Source organism: Streptomyces auratus (genome assembly GCF_050433025.1).
Classification (GTDB): Bacteria; Actinomycetota; Actinomycetes; order Streptomycetales; family Streptomycetaceae; genus Streptomyces; species Streptomyces sioyaensis.
The window spans coordinates 3,582,384-3,601,306 of record NZ_JBNGCB010000003.1; the positions used below are offsets into that span (position 1 = coordinate 3,582,384).

At 73.3% G+C, this 18,923-nt stretch carries 16 protein-coding genes; 8 read left to right on the forward strand and 8 right to left on the reverse strand.

Going from position 1 to position 18,923, the window contains the following annotated elements:
• Window positions 1-59: 59 nt before the first annotated feature.
• The 5 genes from BKA18_RS35290 to BKA18_RS35310 all read right to left on the reverse strand — a co-directional run bounded on the left by BKA18_RS35290 (window position 60) and on the right by BKA18_RS35310 (window position 4,277).
• Window positions 60-866, reverse strand: coding sequence for an ABC transporter ATP-binding protein (locus BKA18_RS35290; RefSeq protein WP_366044967.1), 807 nt, complete (start codon window positions 864-866; stop codon window positions 60-62).
• Window positions 863-1,756, reverse strand: a complete 894-nt coding sequence (locus BKA18_RS35295; protein WP_429638749.1) for an ABC transporter permease — start codon at window positions 1,754-1,756, stop codon at window positions 863-865. The genes BKA18_RS35290 and BKA18_RS35295 overlap by 4 nt, the downstream gene beginning before the upstream one ends.
• Window positions 1,753-3,198: an ABC transporter substrate-binding protein gene (locus tag BKA18_RS35300; RefSeq protein WP_366044968.1), complete on the reverse strand. Its 1,446-nt coding sequence runs from the start codon at window positions 3,196-3,198 to the stop codon at window positions 1,753-1,755. The genes BKA18_RS35295 and BKA18_RS35300 overlap by 4 nt, the downstream gene beginning before the upstream one ends.
• A gap of 13 nt (window positions 3,199-3,211) precedes the next feature.
• Window positions 3,212-3,439: a 4Fe-4S dicluster domain-containing protein gene (locus BKA18_RS35305; protein WP_006607955.1), complete on the reverse strand. Its 228-nt coding sequence runs from the start codon at window positions 3,437-3,439 to the stop codon at window positions 3,212-3,214.
• Between the two features lie 67 nt (window positions 3,440-3,506).
• Window positions 3,507-4,277: a GntR family transcriptional regulator gene (locus BKA18_RS35310; RefSeq protein WP_231977147.1), complete on the reverse strand. Its 771-nt coding sequence runs from the start codon at window positions 4,275-4,277 to the stop codon at window positions 3,507-3,509.
• 402 nt (window positions 4,278-4,679) lie between these two features.
• Between BKA18_RS35310 and BKA18_RS35315 the strand changes: the two genes are divergently transcribed.
• Complete coding sequence (locus BKA18_RS35315; RefSeq protein WP_366044969.1) at window positions 4,680-5,600, forward strand: DMT family transporter; 921 nt, start codon at window positions 4,680-4,682, stop codon at window positions 5,598-5,600.
• Window positions 5,601-5,607: 7 nt separating this feature from the next.
• On the opposite strand, the gene BKA18_RS35320 is transcribed toward BKA18_RS35315, so the two are convergent.
• Window positions 5,608-6,759 carry an aromatic ring-hydroxylating oxygenase subunit alpha gene (locus BKA18_RS35320; RefSeq protein ID WP_366044970.1) on the reverse strand — a complete coding sequence of 384 codons (1,152 nt, stop codon included), beginning with the start codon at window positions 6,757-6,759 and terminating at the stop codon, window positions 5,608-5,610.
• 432 nt (window positions 6,760-7,191) lie between these two features.
• Here BKA18_RS35320 and BKA18_RS35325 point away from each other — a divergent pair, with 432 nt between their 5' ends.
• From BKA18_RS35325 to BKA18_RS35350, 6 genes are all read left to right on the forward strand, one after another.
• Window positions 7,192-7,602: a hypothetical protein gene (locus BKA18_RS35325; protein WP_093487751.1), complete on the forward strand. Its 411-nt coding sequence runs from the start codon at window positions 7,192-7,194 to the stop codon at window positions 7,600-7,602.
• A complete protein-coding gene (locus BKA18_RS35330; protein WP_366044971.1) occupies window positions 7,599-8,885 on the forward strand; it encodes an NADH-ubiquinone oxidoreductase-F iron-sulfur binding region domain-containing protein in 1,287 nt (428 codons plus the stop codon). Before BKA18_RS35325 ends, BKA18_RS35330 begins: the two co-directional genes overlap by 4 nt.
• Window positions 8,886-9,037: 152 nt before the next feature.
• Window positions 9,038-9,649 (forward strand): TetR/AcrR family transcriptional regulator, encoded by a 612-nt coding sequence (locus BKA18_RS35335; RefSeq protein ID WP_366044972.1) that lies wholly within the window; start codon window positions 9,038-9,040, stop codon window positions 9,647-9,649.
• A gap of 431 nt (window positions 9,650-10,080) precedes the next feature.
• Window positions 10,081-10,632, forward strand: coding sequence for a MarR family winged helix-turn-helix transcriptional regulator (locus BKA18_RS35340; RefSeq protein WP_147244492.1), 552 nt, complete (start codon window positions 10,081-10,083; stop codon window positions 10,630-10,632).
• A complete protein-coding gene (locus BKA18_RS35345) occupies window positions 10,629-13,262 on the forward strand; it encodes an MFS transporter (protein ID WP_366044973.1) in 2,634 nt (877 codons plus the stop codon). The genes BKA18_RS35340 and BKA18_RS35345 overlap by 4 nt, the downstream gene beginning before the upstream one ends.
• A 268-nt stretch (window positions 13,263-13,530) precedes the next feature.
• A complete protein-coding gene (locus BKA18_RS35350) occupies window positions 13,531-14,991 on the forward strand; it encodes an SDR family NAD(P)-dependent oxidoreductase (RefSeq protein ID WP_093487761.1) in 1,461 nt (486 codons plus the stop codon).
• Between the two features lie 24 nt (window positions 14,992-15,015).
• Here the strand turns inward: BKA18_RS35350 and BKA18_RS35355 are convergent, their stop codons facing one another.
• A complete protein-coding gene (locus BKA18_RS35355) occupies window positions 15,016-16,020 on the reverse strand; it encodes a LysR family transcriptional regulator (protein WP_366044974.1) in 1,005 nt (334 codons plus the stop codon).
• Between the two features lie 98 nt (window positions 16,021-16,118).
• Here BKA18_RS35355 and BKA18_RS35360 point away from each other — a divergent pair, with 98 nt between their 5' ends.
• Window positions 16,119-16,736, forward strand: coding sequence for a maleylpyruvate isomerase family mycothiol-dependent enzyme (locus tag BKA18_RS35360; protein WP_366044975.1), 618 nt, complete (start codon window positions 16,119-16,121; stop codon window positions 16,734-16,736).
• 82 nt (window positions 16,737-16,818) lie between these two features.
• Here the strand turns inward: BKA18_RS35360 and BKA18_RS35365 are convergent, their stop codons facing one another.
• Window positions 16,819-18,843, reverse strand: coding sequence for a M3 family metallopeptidase (locus BKA18_RS35365; protein ID WP_366044976.1), 2,025 nt, complete (start codon window positions 18,841-18,843; stop codon window positions 16,819-16,821).
• Window positions 18,844-18,923 lie beyond the last annotated feature (80 nt).

Here is an 18,923-nt window from a genome sequence, read left to right on the forward strand (position 1 = left end):
TGCCTTTCGGTCGCCGGTCACGTCGGACGACGTGACCGGTCACAGGGTCGGGGGCGGGTTCACGCCGTGCGCCGGACGCCCAGGCGGGCCTCGATCCGGCCGTCGAGGGAGGCCAGGACCTCGCGGCGCAGGGCGGCCGTCGCCGGCTCGGCGTGCGCCTCGCGCACCCGTGGCCGCGGGACGTCCAGCACCCGGCCGGTGCCCAGCAGCACGACCCGGTCCCCCAGGAACAGCGCCTCGTCCACGTCATGGGTGACGAAGACGACGGTGGCCCGGGTCCCGCTCAGCGCCGTCACCAGCAACTGCTGCATTCCGGCCCGGGTCTGCGCATCGAGCGCGCCGAAGGGTTCGTCCATCAGCACCGCGCGCGGCTGCCCGGCCAGCGCGCGCGCCAGCTGGGCGCGCTGCCGCTGGCCGCCGGAGACCTGGTGCGGCAGGCGGGTGGCGTGCTCGGTGAGGCCGACCCGGGCCACCCAGTCGTCGGCCCGTGCACGGCGCTGCGCCCGGGCCACGCCCCGGATCGCCAGCGGGAGTTCCACATTGGCCCGCAGGGTGCGCCAGGGCAGCAGCGCATCCTCCTGGAAGACCAGCGCACGGTCCGCGGCGGGGCCCTCGACGGGCTCGCCGTCCTGGCTCAGCCGGCCATCGAGCAGCGGCAGCAGACCGGCCAGCGTGCGCAGCAGGGTGGATTTGCCGCAGCCGGACGGGCCGACGACGGTGAGGATCTCGCCCGCGGCGACGTCGAGGTCCAGGCCGTGCAGCACGGGGGCGCCGGGCCGGCCGAGCGCGGCACCGGTGAGGGTCAGCCGGAGACCCGGGGCAGTGCTCTGCGCCGGGGCCGCCGGGCTGATCTCGGTGTCGGTCATGAGGATCCCCCCGACAGTGCGCGGGCCCGCCGCCACCGCACCCGCCCGCCCGCGGGCGGGCCCGGGCCGTCCGCCGTCCGCGGCAGCCACCGGGTCAGGCGCCGCCCCAGCAGCTCCACCCCCGTGGAGGTGAGCCGGCCGAGCAGGCCGATGGTGGCCATCCCGACGAAGACCCCCGGATAGTCGAGGACGGTGTAGTCCTGCCAGGTGCGATAGCCCACGCCGTACTCACCGGAGATCATCTCTGCGGAGATCACACAGATCCACGAGACCCCGACGCCGACCGACAGCCCGCCGAGGATGCCGGGCAGCGCCCCCGGCAGCACCACCGACCACAGCACCCGCCACCGGCCCGCGCCCATGGTGCGGACGGCTTCCTCCCAGACCGGCGTCAGTGCCCGCACCGCATGCCGGGTGGAGACCGTTATGGGGAAGAACGCCGCGGCGAACGTGATGAAGACGATGCCCTGTTCATTGCTGGGGAACAGCAGGATCGCCACCGGCACCAGCGCGATCGCCGGTATCGGGCGCAGCACTTCGAGCAGCGGGCCGAGCAGATCGAAGACCAGGGCGGAGCGGGCGAGGGCGGTGCCGACGGCGACGCCCAGGACGGCCGCGAGGGCGAAGCCGCCGACGATCCGGGTCAGGCTCTCGGACACGTCCTGCCAGTAGGCGCCGGTGCCGAGCCGGCGGGCGAACTCCCGGGCCGTCTCGGTGACCGTCGGGAACTGGGAGAACCGCAGCCACAGCTGCACCCGGAACTGCGCGAGCAGCTGCCACAGGGCGAGCGCCGAGAGGACCGCTGCCGTACGCCGGGCGTGCCGGGTCCAGGGCGCCGGACGCGGGCCCGTCCGCAGGGCGGCGCCGGCCGTGCCGGCGGGCGCGCTCACCGGGCCAGCTCCAGCGCGGCGGCGTAGCCGACGGTGCGGGCCCCGCGGTGCCGGCGCGTCCAGGCGTCGGCGGTGGCCCGGGCGGTGAAGGGCAGCAGCCGGGCCCCATCGTGCACCCAGACCGACTTGTCGGCGAACCAGCGGCTGCCGGTCGTCGTATCGGCCGTGTACGCGGCCCGCACCGTGCCGTGGTGGGCGGCGACGAACCGCAGCAGCGCGGCCGGCCCGGCGAAGGAGTGGGTACGGTCCTCGCCGCGCAGCCACACCTCGTCCGGCGACGGGTGGGCGGTGCCGCGCACGGCCTTGGCGTAGCCGCTGCCGTAACTCTGCCTGAGGTAGCGGTCGTCGACGAAGGAGTCCACATCGACCGGCCCGGTCAGCCTCGCCGCGCGCAGCACTGGGACGTCCTTCTTCAGCGCGGCGAGCAGCTGCGGCTTGAGGGTGGGATCGAAGGTGGCGATGCCGCCGGAGCCGTTGTAGAGGTAGACCACCTCGGGCGGCAGCCCGGTGGCCGAGGCGACCTTTCGGGCGGCGTCGACCGGATGGGCCCGCAGATAGCGCGTCGCGTCCCGCTGCGCGGTCAGGAACGCCCGGACCAGTGCCGGGTGGCCTTCGGCGAAGGCGTTCCGCACGGTCACGCCGTGGAATGTGGGCAGGCCGAGCGCGCCCCCGTCGTAGAGCGTCTGCGCCTTGCCCTGGAAGGCGAGCAGCCCCGGCCAGGCCACGAACTGGGAGAGCGCGTCCGCGCCGCCCGACCGCAGCGCCGAAGCCCCCACGGCCGGCTGCTGGTTGAGCTTGTGGATGCCCCGCTCCGGGTCGATCCCGGCCCGCTGCAGCGCCCGGACGAGCGTGCCGTCGGAGGCCGAGCCGACGCTGCTGGAGACGTTCTTGCCGCGCAGGTCCGTAAGCGAGCGCAGCGCCGAACCGGGCCTGGTGACAATGGTGTTGAGCGCGCCGCGCAGGTTGTAGCCGGTGACGGAGACCAGGCGGGTCGGGGCGTGCAGCTGTGTGCCGCGGGCGGCGTTGATGAGCAGCGGAAAGTCGCCCATCGAGCCGATGTCGACCTTCCCCGCGACCATCTGCGCGGTGATCGGCGCACCGGTCGCGTAGTCCTGCCACCGCACCTTGTACGTCCTGCCGTCCCGCCTGCCCTGGGCGCGCAGCGCGCGTTCGAAGGAGCCCAGCGAGCGGAGCAGGGTTCCAGCGGTGACGGTGTTGATGGTCTTGGACTGATAGCCGACGGTCACGGTGACCGTCTTGTCGTCCGAGGCGTCCGCGGGGCTGCCGCAGCCGCCGAGCGAGACCGTCAGCAGGGTGGACGACAGCGCCGCCACCAGCACCCGGCGGCCGGCCGGACGCCGGGCGGCGGAAGCGGGAGCGGACCCGGCGGGGGAGGAGACGGGGAACGGAGTGGACGGGGAGCCCGGGAGTCGGGAGCTCATGGCCGGAAGCCTCTCATCGCAGCAGATAGGGCATGTTGACCGTGACCGCACCGGTGGGACAGCGCGCGGCGCACGGGCCGCAGTACCAGCACTCGTCGACGTGCATATAGGCCTTGTTGCTCGCCGGATCGATGGCGAGCGAGTCCAGCGGGCACATGTCGACGCACAGCGTGCAGCCGTCGATGCACCGGGACTCGTCGATGGTCACGGGCACATCGCCGCGTTGGGGCACAAGAGGCATGGCGGTCTCCGGGCAGGGGCGGGAGCGGATGAGGAAAAGAGGGGAGGGGAGGAGCGGGCGGCGGGGCTCAGAGCGTGCGGCGCAACAGGCCCCGCATGGTGAGGCGGTCCCCGCGGAAGCGGATGAACTCCAGGTCGACGGGGGAGCCGTCGGCGAGATGGGTGAGCCGTTCGAGCATCAGCAGGGCGGTGCCGCGGGGAGCCTCCAGCACGGCCGCCGAGTGGGCATCGGCGTTGACGGCCTCCAGGCTGATCTCGGCGGTGCCCAGCGGCTGTCCGGCGGCCTCTTCGAGCAGCCGGAACACGTCGTTGTTCTCCAGGTCGGCGTCGAGCAGCGACAGACCGAGGTCCATCGGGACATAGGTGAGGTCCAGCGACAGCGGCAGACCGTCCAGCCTGCGCAGCCGCTCCACGTACAGCACCTCGCCGCGCGGCGGGATCCGCAGCCGGTCCGCCACCGGGGCCGGTGCGGCGACCGGGCTGATGGTGCGTACCTCATTGGTGACCCTGCCGTGCGCGTGCAGGGTCTCGGCGAGACCCCTCAACCGGTCGAGGGCATGCGGGTACTTGCGGCACACCACGACCGTGCCCACACCCGGCTGGCGTTCCACGAGCTGTTCGGCACGCAGCAGGTCCAGGGCCTGGCGCACGGTGTTGCGCGACGCGCCGTAATCCGCGCCGATCACCTCCTCGTGCGGCAGTACGCCGTCGGGGAAGCGGCCCGCGAGCACCTGATGGCGCAGCAGGTCGGCGAGCTGCCGGGCGCGGTCCGCGCGGAGCCGGCGACGGCGGGCGGCCGCCACCGGTGTGGTGTGCTGGCGGGTGCGTTCGGCTGGCATGCGGTGGACCATACCGACGGGATCCGGCCAATGGTGTTGCCGCAACATTGCGCCACCTGCCACCCTCCCGCCGAGGGCTGTGACCTGCGCTTTCGACGCTGCTCGGGGCAAGATCTGCCACCCCGGACGCGGCTGGACGGCACCTCGGACGCGGCCGGACGGGCACCCCGGATCAGGCCGGACGGGCGCCCCCGATACAGCCCTCCGGAGCCTGGGACGCGGCCCCCGGTGCCCCGGACGCAGCCGTCCGGATCGGCGAATGCGGCCGTCCGGCGCCCGTGTCGCCGGGCGGCCCGCGCCGGCCGGCCGATAGCGTCGCATCCCACCACGGCGCCCCCCGCCCCGCCCGACGACCGGCGCGGGACCCGCCCGGTGCCCGGGTGCCGACGAGGAGGTGGGCGCGTGTCCACATGGCCGTCCGTGCTGTTCGCGCTGCTCGCGGCGGCCAGCAACGCACTGGCCACGGTGCTGCAGCGGCGCGCGGCCCGTACCGTCCCGCTGTCCGCCGGACTGCGGCTGGGACTGCTCGTCGATCTGCTGCACCGTGCCGTCTGGCTCGGCGGGATGCTCGCGGTCGTCGCCGCGGCGTGCTTCCAGGCGCTGGCACTGTCGCAGGGGGCGCTGTCGGTGGTGCAGCCGCTCTTCGTCCTGGAACTGCCGCTCGCGCTGCTCATCGGGCGGGTCCTCCTCGGCGGCCGGATCTCCCGCAGTGGCTGGGTGGGGGTGGCGCTGCTGGTCGTCGGACTCGGCTCCGCCCTCGCCGCCGCCGCGCCCACCATCGGCACCGACCACGCTCCGTTCGTCCGTTGGGTGCCCGCCCTCGTGGTCTGCGCCGCGGTGATCGCCACGGCCGTCGGCGCCGCGCTCCGCCGCGGTGCGGGTGGCGTGCGGGCGGCCTGCTTCGCCGGGGCCACGGCCGTCTCCTACGCACTCACCGCGGCCCTGATGAAGGACGCGACGCACACCTGGCAGGCCGGCGGCCCCGGCGCGTTCTTCACCGCATGGCAGACCTACGGCTTCGCCGCGGTCGGGATCATGGCCATCTTCCTCCTGGAGAACGCCATGCAATCGGGCCCGCTCACCGCCTCGCAGCCGGTGCTCACCCTCGGGGACGCACTGGTGAGCCTGTCGCTGGGCGTCACCCTCTACGACGAGCGGGTACGGGCCGGCTGGTGGCTGGTGCCCGAGGCCCTGGGTGTCGCCCTGGTGCTGTGGGGCGCGGTGCTGCTCTCCCGCGTCGCCCTGGCCCGGGACCTGACGGGCGCACCGGGTACCGCCCCCGCGCCCCCCGGCGGGACCGCCGCCGAAGCCGGACCGCCGTGACCTGGGATCAGCGCGCCGCGCCCCCGAGGTCGGCGCGTATCCGGTCGGCGAACCAGCCGACCGCGGCCTCCCGGCGGGACAGCGGACCCGGCTCGAAGCCCGGCGTGCCGAGGCCCTTTTGCACCTGGGCCACCAAGGCGACGTCTTCGTCATCGGTGAGCCGGCCGAGGTGGATGTTGAGCCGTCGGGCGAGCCGGGTGCGGGCGCCGGCCCCGCGGCGGGTGTAGAAGGCGCCGGGGACGGCGACCCGGTCGACCGCCGTCGGGAGGGCGGTCCAGGCAAGTACGTGGTCGGGGTAGAAGTCGATGAGCGTGTTGGGGTAGATCACCGCGTACCGCCAGACCCGCCGGTCCGCCTCGGTCAGCCCGGGCATGGGGGAGGCGAGCCGCTGGTAGAGCCGCTCGACCCGGTTCGAGGACGGCTTGTCCCGCAGCGGTGAGGTGAAGAGCGCATACGCCTCGGTGGTCTCGCAGGTGTAGCGCCGGTAGTCGAGCAGGCGCATCAGTCCGGGGTGGGCGACCGGGATGTGATAGCCCTCCAGGTAATTGTCGACCGTGACCTTCCAGTTGGCCTGCTGCACCTCGGCGCCGGCCAGATCGTGGATGCGGCCGCGGCCCACCGGTACCAGGTCGGCGCCCGCGTAGTGGCCGACGGCCGCGGCCAGTTGGGCGCACTGCTGCGCCAGCGGCACCGCGTCCGGGTCGAGGTTGGCGAAGACGAACCCGAGGAACGACTCGACCCGGACCGGGAAGAGACCGAGCGCCGGCTTGTCCAGACAGGGGATCTGGCGGGCCTCGGGCGCGCCGACCAGCCGCCCGTCGAGCTTGTACGTCCAGCCGTGATAGGGGCACCGGATGGCCTTCCCGGACGGTTCGGGCGCGCTGACCAGGCGGGTGCCGCGGTGCCGGCACACATTGAGGTGTCCGGCGAGGGCGCCGTCTGCGGTGCGTACGACCAGCACCTCGCGGTCGGCGACGGTGGCGGCGAGCCGCGCGCCGGGGCCGGGGAGGTCGGATTCATGGCACACGAGCTGCCAGGACCTGGCGAAGATGTGCCGTGTCTCGGCGGCGACCAGAGTCGGGTCGGTGTAGTAGCGGGCGGGCAGCGCCTGCCCGGGGAGGTCCTGTTCCGGGACCGGGGTGGTGACTTCAGGGCGCATCGAATCACTCCTCCGTGCCGCACGGACGGGTCGGGCGGTGGCGGGCGCCGCGCAGGGCCCGTACCGGCCTGCCGGGATCCGTGCTGACTCATCGGCCGGTCGTCGGCTCACCGGCAGGGGATCAGCGAAGCCAGGAGTTGTGTCCTGACTAACTGATTAGTTAGTGTAGTGGAGGTGCCGCGCTGGTGCTCCGTCGCAGGGGGCTCGGACGCGGCCGGATACTCCTAGGGGGTGTCTCTCCGATCTCCGTGGGCCTGCGACGCCTGGCACCGCGCCTCGCGGCGTTGTCGCATCACCCACGGACACCCAGTCCGCGGGAGACGCTCCGCCTTGCGATGCACGGCACCTGGGGGCACCTCCCAGCGTTAGCTGGGGGAGCCGCAGGCTGATCCACGGAGACCGAAGAGACACCCCCTCGCCCCGGAGGCACGCATGAGCCGTCGTCGGAGCCTGGTCTGGCTCGGACTCACCCCCGAACCGGAGCGGGAACTGCCCACCACCGTCGCGGCCCTGCGCACCGCCGTACGGGACCTGGCCCACACCCCCGCCGAAGCGGCGCAGGCCGAGCGGCACCGCGTCGAGCGGCTGATCCTGCACGGCACCCAGCAGCGCTGGCTGCGCTATCTCGCCGAGGTGACCGGCCTGGTGACGGCCGTCGCCGGCGGCGCCCGCCCCGGTGACCGGCGGGCCGCACTCCGGGCGGCCGAGGTCGTACTCGACCACCACCGCATGCTGATCGGCCTGCCCGGAACCGGGTACGGCCGGACAGCCGCCGACCGCCGAGCCCTGGAAAGCGCGGTACGCACCCTGCGCACCGCCCCACCGGACGGAGACCGAGGATGACCCGGATCGACTCGCTGACACCCCGGGGGACCCCCGGGGTGCTCGGCGCCGCCCCGGGTGTGGCCGAGGACGCCGAGGCGTACGACGCCGCCGGCGGCTACCGCGGGACGACCTCGGCGGCCGAGCTCCTCGCCGGCATCGACGCCGCCGGTCTGCGCGGCCGCGGCGGCGCCGACTGCCTCACCGCCGCCGGACTGCGCGCCGTCCGTGACGCCGGAGACCGCCCCGTCGTCGTGGCCAACGGCGAGGAGGGCGAGCCCGGTTCGGTCAAGGACCGCTGGCTGCTGCGGGCCCGGCCGCACCTGGTCCTGGACGGGCTGCTGCGGGCCGCGGAGATCACCGGTGCGCGGCGCGGCTATGTGTACCTCTCCGACGCCGCAGCGGGCGAACGGGTGCGCCGCGCGCTCGCCGAGCGGCCGCCGCGGCTGCCGGTGGAGGTTGTCGAGACCCGGCACACGTATGTGGCGGGGGAGGAGTCCGCGGTGGTCCGGCGGATCAACGGCGGACCCGCCCTCCCCACCGCCGAACCGCCCCGCTCGCACGAGGAGGGCGTTGGCGGTAGCCCCACCCTCGTCGCCAATGTCGAGACCCTGGCCCGTATCGCGCTGATCGCCGCCCGGCCGGACGGTGGCCGCCACACCGCGCGCAGCACGCTGGTGACCCTCGCCGGGGGCGGCGCCGATCCGCTGCTCGCCGAGGTGCCCTACGGCTGCACCCTGCGGACCCTGGCCCGCGCCCAGGGCACCCCCGAGCCGGCCGGCGTCCTGATGGGCGGGCTGTTCGGCGGGCTGATCGGGCCCCACTTCCTCGACCTCGCGCTGGGCGCCGACACCCTCGCGGCCGCGGGCGCGGCCCTGGGCTGCGGGGCGATCCGCTTCCTCGCCCCCGAGGAGTGCCCAGTCTCCCTCGCCTCCGCGGCCGTCGCCCATCTCGCCGCCGAGAGCGCACGGCAGTGCGGCAGTTGCGCCACGGGCACCGGCTCGATCCGCGACGACGTCGGCTCGCTGACGACCGGGACGGCCGCCCCCGGCCTCGTCTCCCGGCTGCACCGCCGGGCCACCGCACGGCCCGGCCGCGGTGCCTGCGGGCTGCTGGACGCCGCGGCGCGTACGGCCGGCAGCCTCCTGCGGGCCTTTCCCCACCTCGTCCGGTCCCACCTCGACGCCCCCTGCCCGGCCTGCGCGGCGCCCGCCGCCCCGCTCACCGTGGCCGTCCCCCGCGTCGCCGGCCGCCCCGTGCCCCGCCCGCACTCCGCCGCCTGCCCCGGCCGAAATCGGCCGTGATCTGCGTGCCCGACCCCGGCTTCGAGGCCGCCGTCGCGCCGCCACCGGTGCGTACCGGCCGCGGACGACCGGGAAAGGGGATGCGGGAAGATGGCACGGGACGGGCCCGCCGCGCCCGTGGAGGATTTCGACACGACCCGGGGAGCACTCACGTGGCCAAGGCTGGACGCACTCTCGAAACGCGGGAACGGATTCTTGCCGCCGCGTGCGAAGTGATCGCCGAGGTCGGCTTCGAGAAGATCCGGATGCGGATGGTCGCGGAACACGCCGGGGTGTCGACGGCCCTGCTCCACTACCACTTCGAGAACCGCGAGCGGCTCTTCGCCGAGGCGATGACCTATTCCTTCGGGCAGACCGGCACCGATCTCGAACGGGACGCCGACACCGTGGCGGCCTCCGTGGTCCTGGCCCGCATCCTGCACAACATGCTGCCCACGGACCCGGAGCTGCGGCAGGACTGGCGGCTGTGGCAGGAACTGTGGGTCAGGGCCCTGCGCGACGAGACCGCCCAGCAGCTCGCCGTCGATCTCTACGACCAGCTGCACACCTGGCTCGTCCAGGCCATCCGGCGGGGCATCGCGGCGGGCGAATTCCGCGACTGCGACGTCGACGCGACCAGCTCGCTGCTGCTCGCGCTGAGTGACGGGTTCGGCATCCGGCTGATGCTGGGCGACCCCAGGATCGACCTCGCTGCCGCCCAGACAGCCATCTGGCGGGCCGTCGCGGGGACGCTCGGCGTCCCCGACACCTTCCCCGAGATCTGATACCGCCGGCCGGAACGCCCCTGGTGGCGCCGCGGTGACGGTGGCAGCCGGGCCCGCCGGCGCTACGGCGACAGGACCGTGAGTGCGTCCTGCGCCCGGGCGACGGCGGCGGAATGGCCGAACAGACCGGGCAGCCCGCCGGAGTGCGGCAGCACGGTGCGTCAGCACCTTCCCTGGCCCGGGGGTGTCCACCAGCCCGGCCGTCGTGCCACCGGACCCGAGGGCCACGACGACGGTGCCAGGTCCGGTGCCTGGCCGAGCAGTTCGCGCCCGCACTCGGCATAGCCGTACGCACCCAGCGGGCTGGAACGCCCTTGGGAATTCCCCGGATGGCCGGTGGGGTGCGACGTGGCCGGATTCGGACGCTATGCTTGCTGGATACAAGCAATGTATTCAGCCGGCCGACGGCATCACCGCGAAGGATCACGACGATGAGTAAGGGCACGGTCCATGCCTGCGACCGGGCTGCCGCGCAGGTCACCGCCTCGTCGAGGCTGGAGGACGCTGCCGCCGGGCTGGGGACGGAGATCGTCCGCTTCTCCCGGTTGATGGCGGCATGGAAGCAGCGCGCCAAGACGGACGGCGGTGCGGCCGACCGGGTGCTGCTGGCCAGGCTGGTGGTCGGCGGGGATCAGCGGGCGACCGACCTGGCCGCCGACGCCTTCCTCGACCTGTCGACCGTCAGCCGTCAGGTGCGTTCGCTGGTCGAACGGGGCCTGGTCACCCGTCGCCCCGATCCGGAGGACCGTCGTGGGTCGCTGCTGGCCGCGACGGAGGCCGGGCGTGCCGCTTTCGCGCAGTACCGCCGTCAGCGCGACGCCGAACTGGCTGAGCTGCTCGAACCGTGGTCGCCCCAGGACCGGGCCGATCTGATCCGGCTGCTGGGCCGCCTCAACGAGGACATGGCAGAACGACAACACACACGGCTGGGTCCCGGGGGAGACCAGGGCGCCGCCGTGGAGCAGGGAGACATACGTACATGAGCACAGCCACCTCTCCGCCCGAGGCGGGAGCCGAGGCGATACCCGCCCCAGGCTTCCTGAGTCACCGTCAGATCCTCACCATCCTCAGCGGCTTGATGCTGGGGATGTTCCTGGCCGCCCTCGACCAGACCATCGTCAGCACCTCGATCCGGACCATCGCCGACGATCTGCACGGCCTCAGCCAGCAGGCCTGGGCGACCACCGCCTATCTGATCACCTCGACGATCGCCACCCCGCTGTACGGCAAGCTGTCCGACCTGCACGGCCGCAAGCCCTACTACCTGGCCGCGATCACGATCTTCGTCGCGGGCTCGGTGCTGTGCACCTTCTCCACCTCGATGACCGAACTCGCCGCGTTCCGGGCCGTACAGGGCCTGGGCGCCGGCGGTCTGATGTCGCTGGCGCTGGCGATCCTCGGTGACATCGTCCCGCCCCGGGAACGGGCCCGGTACCAGGGCTACATGCTCGGCACCTTCGCCACCTCCAGTGTGGCCGGGCCGCTGATCGGCGGGGCCCTGGCGGGCCAGGACCAGCTGCTCGGCCTCACCGGCTGGCGCTGGGTCTTCCTGGTCAACGTACCGATCGGCATCATCGCGCTGTTCGTGGTCGCCAAGGTCCTCAACATCCCGCACACCAGGCGCGATCACCGCATCGACTGGTGGGGCGCGGTCACCATCTCGCTCGGTGTCGTGCCGCTGCTGCTCGTCGCGGAGCAGGGTCGGGAGTGGGGCTGGGACTCGTCCCGGTCGATCGCCTGCTATGCCATCGGCGTGGTCGGCATCATCGCCTGGATCCTGGTCGAGCGGCGGATCGGGGACGACGCCCTCATCCCGATGCGGCTGTTCCGCAACGGCACCTTCAGCAAGACCAGCCTGATGTCCGTGCTGATCGGTATGGGGATGTTCGGCGGATTGCTGATGATCCCGCAGTACCTCCAGATCGTGAAGGGTGCCAGCCCCACCAAGTCGGGTCTGGAGATGCTGCCGCTGATGGCGGGCATGTTGATCGCTTCGGTCGCGTCCGGCCAGATCACCGGCAAGACCGGCCGCTACAAGATCTTCCCGATCATCGGCACCGCGCTGATGTTCGCGTCGATGCTGCTCTTCCACTTCCGCGTCCAGTGGGACACCCCGCTGTGGGAGACCATGATCTACATGCTGGTCTTCGGCCTCGGCCTGGGCGGCTGTATGCAGACCCTGGTGCTGTCCGTACAGAACGCGGTGCCGCCGCGGGACATGGGCGTGGCGACCTCGTCGGCCACGTTCTTCCGGCAGATGGGCGCCACCGTTGGCACCGCGATCTTCCTGTCGGTGCTGTTCAGCACGGTCGGCGAGAAGATTTCCGGGGCGTTCAAGGACGCCGTGTCCACCGAGCGGTTCCAAGCCGCACTGCACGATCCCGCGGTGCTGCGCGACCCCGCCAACAAGCCCGTGCTGGACATGCTCAAGCACCCCGGCAACGGCAACTCCTCGGGCGTGCTGAGCGATTCGTCGTTCATTCAGCACCTCGACCCGCGGCTGGCGGAGCCGTTCAAGCGCGGCTTCGCGGAGTCGATGCACACCGTGTTCCTCATGGGCGCGGTCGTCGTCGCACTGGCCTTCGTGCTGATGTGGTTCATCAAGGAGATGCCGCTGCGGCAGCTGTCCGGCCTGCAGGCGCGGGCCCAGGCGGAGGCGGACGCGGCGGCGCAGTCCGCCGGGGGCGCGGCGGACGGTGTCGCCGACGACGCGGAGGGTGCCGCGAACGAGGCTGACGCCGCTGGTTCGCCTGCTCCGGACGAACGTGCCGCACCGGCCGAGGTCCCGGCGGACGAGCCCGTACCGGCCCTCGTCGCACCGCCCGCCGGCTCCGTGACCGGCGCGACCGGTCCCGCGATCCGGGGCACGGTGCGGGACGGCGACGGCCGGCCGGTGGACCGGGCCGCGGTCACCCTGATCAGTGTCGGCGGCCGGCAGCTCGGCCGTACCTCGACCGGGGCGGACGGCGGCTACTCCCTGCCCACGACGGGTGCCGGCACCTACGTACTGATCGGCTCCGCGGGGGCTCGTCAGCCGCAGGCCGCGACCGTCGTGGTGGGCGCGGAGCCGGTGTCGTTCGATCTGACCCTCAGCGGTGCCGCGGGCCTGTCGGGCGAGGTCCGTGCGGAGAAGGACGACGACCCGGTGCCCGGCGCGCTCGTCGTGGTCACCGACGTCCGCGGCGAGGTCGTGGCGTCGGGTGTGGCCGGCCAGGACGGCGGCTTCGCCTTCGGTGAACTGAGCCCGGGCAGCTACACCCTGGCCGTCAGCGCCGCGCACCACCGCCCGTCCGCGCTCCAGGTAGAGGTCGCTTCCGGCGCCCGCAACTGGTACGAGGTCCGGCTGACGCTCGGCGCCCAGGTCCGGGGCACCGTCCGCACGGCACACGGCAGTCCGGTGGACGATGCCCGGGTGACCCTGCTGGACCCGGCGGGCAATGTCGTGGGCACCGCCACCAGCGGCCGGGACGGTGAGTACGTCTTCACCGATCTCGACAGCGGCGACTACACCCTGATCGCCAGCGGCTACCCGCCGGTGGCGACCCCGCTGTCCGTGGGGGCCGCCGGGCACGGCGAGTGCGACATCGAGCTGGGCCATGACCCGGTGACGTGACGGCCGCCGGCGAGTGAGGCGGAGCCGACGGGCCCGGTGCGGACGCGCGCCGGGCCCGTCGGCCATGACCGGGCCGGGCGGTTCTCGTCGGCACCCAGCGCGCGGGAGCCGGCCGGCGCGGCGTCGCCCACCGCGTCCGTCGCCGACGCCAGGAGCCCTCCGACCACCGCTTTCCCACCCACCGGGTTTGGCGCCGCGGCCCCCGCCTACGTACAGTTCCGCCGAAGCTTGAATAGAACACACGATCCCAGGGGAAACGGCAGCGGCGATGACGGTGACCGAAACAGGCATGGCCGAGGGCGCGGGTATCGACGCGGAACGGATGGCGGTCTGCCTCAGCGTGCTGGAGGAGCTCGACGCGCTGCCCATCGACCACCCCGACGCCATCGCCATACGGCGCGCCACCGCCGGGATCTACCGCAAGGTGAAGCAGCGGCGCCGGCACGAGCGCCGGGCGGCCAAGACCGCCAACGACCGGGCGGTGACCGCGGCCACCGCCACCGGCGCCCCCGACCGGATCGACGACGAGACGCAGGGGCTGGCCCTCAGCAGCTCCGTGACGAGCGAGATCGCCGGAATCCTGGAGCGGCCCCGGTCCTGCTACACCTGCAAGAGCCGCTACGTCCAGGTCGATGCCTTCTACCACCAGCTCTGCCCGCCCTGCGCCAAGGAGAACCGGGCCCGCCGCGACGCCCGCACCGACCTCACCGGCCGGCGCGCGCTGCTCACCGGCGGCCGGGCGAAGATCGGCATGTACATCGCGCTGCGGCTGCTGCGCGACGGCGCCCACACCACCGTCACCACCCGCTTCCCGAACGACGCCATCCGCCGCTTCAAGGCGATGCCGGACAGCGCGGAGTGGCTGCACCGGCTGAAGATCGTCGGGATCGACCTCCGGGACCCGGCGCAGGTCCTCGCGCTCGCCGATGCGGTGAGCGCCGAAGGCCCGCTCGACATCCTGATCAACAACGCCGCCCAGACCGTCCGCCGGTCGCCCGACGCCTACGGACAGTTGATCGCCGCCGAATCCGCGCCGCTGCCCGCCGGGGAACTGCCCGCCTCGGTCGTCCTCGGGCACTTCGGCAGCGGTGCCCCCGCCGCCCTCCCCGCCGCCACGGCCGGCTCCGGCGCCCTGACCGCCGAGGACATCACCGCGCTCGCCCTGACCACCGGTTCCGCCTCGCCCGCCCGGATCGAGGCGGGCACCGCGATCGACGCCGGCGGGCTGGTCCCCGATCTGCATGCGACCAACAGCTGGATCCAGAAGGTGGACGAGGTCGACCCGGTCGAGCTGCTGGAAGTCCAGCTGTGCAATATGACCGCGCCCTTCCTGCTGGTGAGCAGGCTGCGCCCGGCGATGGCGGCGGCCCCCGCGCGCCGTAAGTACGTGGTCAACGTCTCGGCGATGGAAGGCCAGTTCAGCCGCGGCTACAAGGGCGCCGGGCATCCGCACACCAATATGGCCAAGGCGGCGCTGAACATGCTCACCCGCACCAGCGCCAGGGAGATGCTGGAGACCGACGGCATCCTCATGACCGCCGTCGACACCGGCTGGATCACCGACGAGCGCCCGCACCCCGACAAGATGCGCCTGGCGGACGAGGGCTTCCACGCCCCGCTCGACCTGGTCGACGGCGCCGCCCGGGTCTACGACCCGATCGTCCGCGGCGAGCTCGGTGAGGACCTGTTCGGCTGCTTCCTGAAGGACTACGCCCCCGCGGCCTGGTGAGCCGTCCGCGGCCTGCCGAGGGCATCAGCCGGCCGGACGCTCGCGGGCTCCGGACGGCTCCCGGCGGCGCGGACGCGGCGCCGCGGACGGCTCCCGGGCCTCCTCCGGTGGCGCCGCGTCGGCCCCCGGGACGGGCAGCGTGCTGCGCAGCCGCGCCAGCAGGGCCCTGGCCGCGGGGGCGGCGGGCCCGTCCGTCCGCCAGGTCAGGGCGACCCGGCCGCGCGGCTGCGGTGCGGCGAGCGCCAGCGTCCGCAGCCCGGCCGCGGCCCCGTCCGCCGGCGGCGGGATGACGGCCACGCCGAGGCCCCGGGCGGCGAGCCGCTCCAGCACCGGCGGAGCGGCCGCCTCGAAGGCGATACGGGGCCGGAACCCGGCCTCCGCGCAGGCGCGTTCGAGCACCCCGCGCAGGCCGGTACCGCGCGGCAGGCTGATCAACGGGCGGTCGCGGAGCGCGGCCAGCGGGATGCTCCCACCGGCCGGGTACGTGCTGAGCAGGGGATCGTCGGCCGCGACGGCGGCGACCAGCGGCTCGTCGACCACGAGCCGTACGGAGATCCCCGGCGGGGGTTCCTCCGCCACGAGGCCGGTCACGGCGAGGTCGAGTTCCCCGCGGTGCAGCGCGTCGAGCATCCGCTCCGAGGTGTCCTCCGTGAGGGAGATCTCGACCTGCGGATGGGCGTCGTGGAAATCGGCCAGCAGCGACGCCATATCGAATCGGCGGGTGCTCGCGCCCGAGACCAGGCCGACCCGGACCCGCCCCCGCAGCAGCCCGCTGAACTCGTCCACGCTCTGCCGGATCCCCTCGGCGGCGGCGAGCGCGGCCCGCGCAAAGGGAAGCACGGCCCGCCCCACCTCCGTTACGGTCACCGCCCGGCTGCCGCGGTCGAGGAGCGGCTGCCCCAGCTCCCGTTCGAGCTGCCGTATCTGGGCGCTCACCCCGGGCTGCGCCAGATGCAGACGGGCCGCGGCCCGGGTGAAGTTGGCCTCCTCCACCACCGTGACGAAGTACCGCAGCTGTCGAAGTTCCATAACTGATCATTCTAGTGAGCAGAAACAGCAGCTCTTGGACTTATGGCCAACGCTCCAAGATCCTTGAGACCGGAGGACATTGGAGAGGGGATGCGCCGATGGACATCAAGGCGGAGATCGCGGCCGAACGACGGGAACTGGCGGACGTGCTGGACGGCCTGTCGGCCGGACAGTGGCAGGCACCGACGCTGTGCGCGGGGTGGCGGGTACGGGAGCTGGCGGCCCATATGTCGTTGGGGTTCCGCTACTCGCTCCCCAGGACGGTCGCCGAACTGGTCCGATCGGGCGGCCGCCTCCACCGGATGACCGACCGGTGCGCCCGAAGGGACGCCGCTGGCGCGTCGACCGGGGAGCTCGCCGGCTTCCTCCGGGACAATGCGACGCACCCCTGGACCCCGCCGGTCGGCGGCCTGGCGTCGGCGCTCGGGCACGACGTGGTCCACGGCCTGGACTTCACCGTCCCCCTCGGCCTCGACCGCCAGGTGCCCGCCGCCCGCATACGCTTCCTCCTGGAGCAGATCACCCCCAGGACCGCTCGGTTCTTCGGAGCCGACCTCGGCGGCATCGCCCTGTGCGCCGAGGACCTCGACTGGTCCCTGGGCACCGGCGCCCCGCTCTACGGCACCGCCCAGGACCTGCTGTTGGTCGCGTACGGCCGCAAGCTGCCGCCGGGCCGTCTCCAGGGGGAGCCGCAGCACCGCTTCGTGGCGGGCTGAGGGCGGCCGCCTGCCGTATCCGCGGAGGGGCCGTCGGCCGTGCGCCAACGGCCCGCGGTCCCAAGGCCCGCGGCCGGGACGCTCAGCCCTCCAGCCCGTGCCGCGCCAGCAGCGGCTCGATCTGCGCATCCCGGCCGACCACCGCGCGAAACGCCCCCATCGCATCGACGCTGCCGCCCTTGCTCAGCAGCTCCCGGCGGAAGATCTCCCCGCTCTCGCGCACCGTCTTCCCGTTCTCCCGGAACCAGCGCACGGTGTCGGCGTCCAGGACTTCCGCCCAGCGGTAGCCGTAGTACCCGGCCGCGTAGCCGCCGTGGAAGACATGGGCGAAGTAGCCGGTGCGGTAACGCGGCGGGATCGCGGCCATCGCGAGCCCGTAGCGCTGCAGGGCTGCCGTCTCGAAGGCCTCGGCGGCGCCTTCCTCCGGCACCTGGTCGGCGGAGAGGCTGTGCCAGGCCCAGTCGATCACCGCGGCCGCCTGATGCTCCACCATCCGGAACCCCGCACCGAAGGTCTCCGCCTCGCGCAGCCGGGCAGGCAGTTCGGGCGGCATCGGCTCGCCGGTGACGTGGTGTCGGGCGTAATGCGCCAAAACCTCCGGCCAGTCCGCCCACACCTCATTGACCTGGGACGGGAACTCGACGAAGTCGCGCGGCACCTGGGTGCCCGACAGCAGCGGGTAGCGGACGTCCGAGAACAGACCGTGCAGCGCATGCCCGAACTCGTGGAACAGCGTGTGGACCTCACTCCACGTCAGCAGCACCGGTTCGCCCGCCGGCGGTTTCGCGACATTGAGATGGTTGACCACCACCGGCTTGTGGCCGAGCAGACGGGACTGCGACACCAGCGCGTCCATCCAGGCGCCGCCCCGCTTGGACTCGCGGGCGTGGAAGTCGCCGATGTACAGGCCCAGTTGACTGCCGTCGGCGTCGTGCACCTCGTAGACGCGGGCGTCCGGATGGTGCGGCACCAGATCGGGGCGCGGGGTGAAGCCGATCCCGTAGACCAGCCCGGCGGCATGAAAGACACCGTCGTGCAGCACGGTCTCCAGCTCCAGGTACGGCCGCAGCGCCGCCGCGTCGAGGTCGAAGCGCTCCCGGCGCACCCGCTCGGAGTAATACTGCCAGTCCGCTGCGCCGATCTCGGCAACTCCGGCCGCCTCGGCCAGGGCCGCGCCCTCCCGCTCGGCGTTGGCGACGGCGGGGGCGACCAGTCGGCCGAGCAGATCCTCGACGGCCTCGGTGGTGCCGGCGGTCCGGTCCGCGACCTCCCAGGCGGCGTGGCTGGGGTAGCCGAGCAGGGCGGCGCGCTCGGCGCGCAGCCTGGCCAGGGTGACGGCGATGGGGCCGTTGCTGTCGATCCCGCGCCCCAGGGAGGCGGCCAGCAGGCGCTCGCGCAGGGCGGGATCGTCGAGCGCGGCGAGCTCCGGCTGGTTCGAGAAGTTCTTCAGGCTGAGCACGAACTTGCCCTCGTGCCCGAGCGCTTGGGCGTTCCGGGCGGCGGCCGCGATCTGGTCCGCGGACAGCCCGGCCAGCTCCTCGGCGCGGTCCAGCACCAGCGCGGCGGCCGCATCGGCGGTGCGCAGGTTCTGCCCGAACTCGGTGGACCGGGCGGCGATTTCGGCGTTGAGCTCGCGCAGCCGCTGCTGCTGTTCCGGGGCGAGGCGCGCACCGGCGCGGACCCGGCGGGTGTGATGGCGTTCCAGCAGCATCTGCTGTTCCGCGTCCAGCCCGAGCTGCTCGCGCCGCTCCTGGAGCGCGTCGAGCCGGGCGAACAGTGCGGGGTCGAGCAGCAGCGCATCGTCATGGGCGGCCAGCCGGGGGGTGATCTCGGCTTCGAGCGCCTGGATCTCGTCATCGGTGTCGCAGGCCGCCTTGTTGAAGAACACCCGGCTCACCCGGTCCAGCACCGCTCCGCTGCGCTCCAGCGCCTCGACGGTGTTCTCGAAGGTCGCCGGCCCGGCACCGGCGCTGATCGCCGCCACCTCGGCCAGTTGCTCGTCCATGCCGCGCAGGAAGGCGGGCAGAAAGTGCTCGTTACGGATCCGCGCGAAGGGCGGCAGCTCGTAGGGCAGATCGCTCGGCGCAAAGAAGGGATTCGACGTCACAGCGTTCGACACTACGCCGGAGGCCCGGCCCGGGTACGGCAGTCGCGCCAGGAGAACAGCTTGTGCGCGCCGGTAGTTGA

What these genes read in the sequence shown, in the direction of transcription:
- BKA18_RS35290 (WP_366044967.1), bottom strand. Translation starts at nt 866, where the DNA reads ATGACCGACACCGAGATCAGCCCGGCGGCCCCGGCGCAGAGCACTGCC.
- BKA18_RS35300 (WP_366044968.1), bottom strand. Translation starts at nt 3,198, where the DNA reads ATGAGCTCCCGACTCCCGGGCTCCCCGTCCACTCCGTTCCCCGTCTCC.
- BKA18_RS35305 (WP_006607955.1), bottom strand. Translation starts at nt 3,439, where the DNA reads ATGCCTCTTGTGCCCCAACGCGGCGATGTGCCCGTGACCATCGACGAG.
- BKA18_RS35310 (WP_231977147.1), bottom strand. Translation starts at nt 4,277, where the DNA reads ATGCCAGCCGAACGCACCCGCCAGCACACCACACCGGTGGCGGCCGCC.
- BKA18_RS35320 (WP_366044970.1), bottom strand. Translation starts at nt 6,759, where the DNA reads ATGCGCCCTGAAGTCACCACCCCGGTCCCGGAACAGGACCTCCCCGGG.
- BKA18_RS35325 (WP_093487751.1), top strand. Translation starts at nt 7,192, where the DNA reads ATGAGCCGTCGTCGGAGCCTGGTCTGGCTCGGACTCACCCCCGAACCG.
- BKA18_RS35330 (WP_366044971.1), top strand. Translation starts at nt 7,599, where the DNA reads ATGACCCGGATCGACTCGCTGACACCCCGGGGGACCCCCGGGGTGCTC.
- BKA18_RS35340 (WP_147244492.1), top strand. Translation starts at nt 10,081, where the DNA reads ATGAGTAAGGGCACGGTCCATGCCTGCGACCGGGCTGCCGCGCAGGTC.
- BKA18_RS35345 (WP_366044973.1), top strand. Translation starts at nt 10,629, where the DNA reads ATGAGCACAGCCACCTCTCCGCCCGAGGCGGGAGCCGAGGCGATACCC.
- BKA18_RS35350 (WP_093487761.1), top strand. Translation starts at nt 13,531, where the DNA reads ATGACGGTGACCGAAACAGGCATGGCCGAGGGCGCGGGTATCGACGCG.
- BKA18_RS35355 (WP_366044974.1), bottom strand. Translation starts at nt 16,020, where the DNA reads ATGGAACTTCGACAGCTGCGGTACTTCGTCACGGTGGTGGAGGAGGCC.
- BKA18_RS35360 (WP_366044975.1), top strand. Translation starts at nt 16,119, where the DNA reads ATGGACATCAAGGCGGAGATCGCGGCCGAACGACGGGAACTGGCGGAC.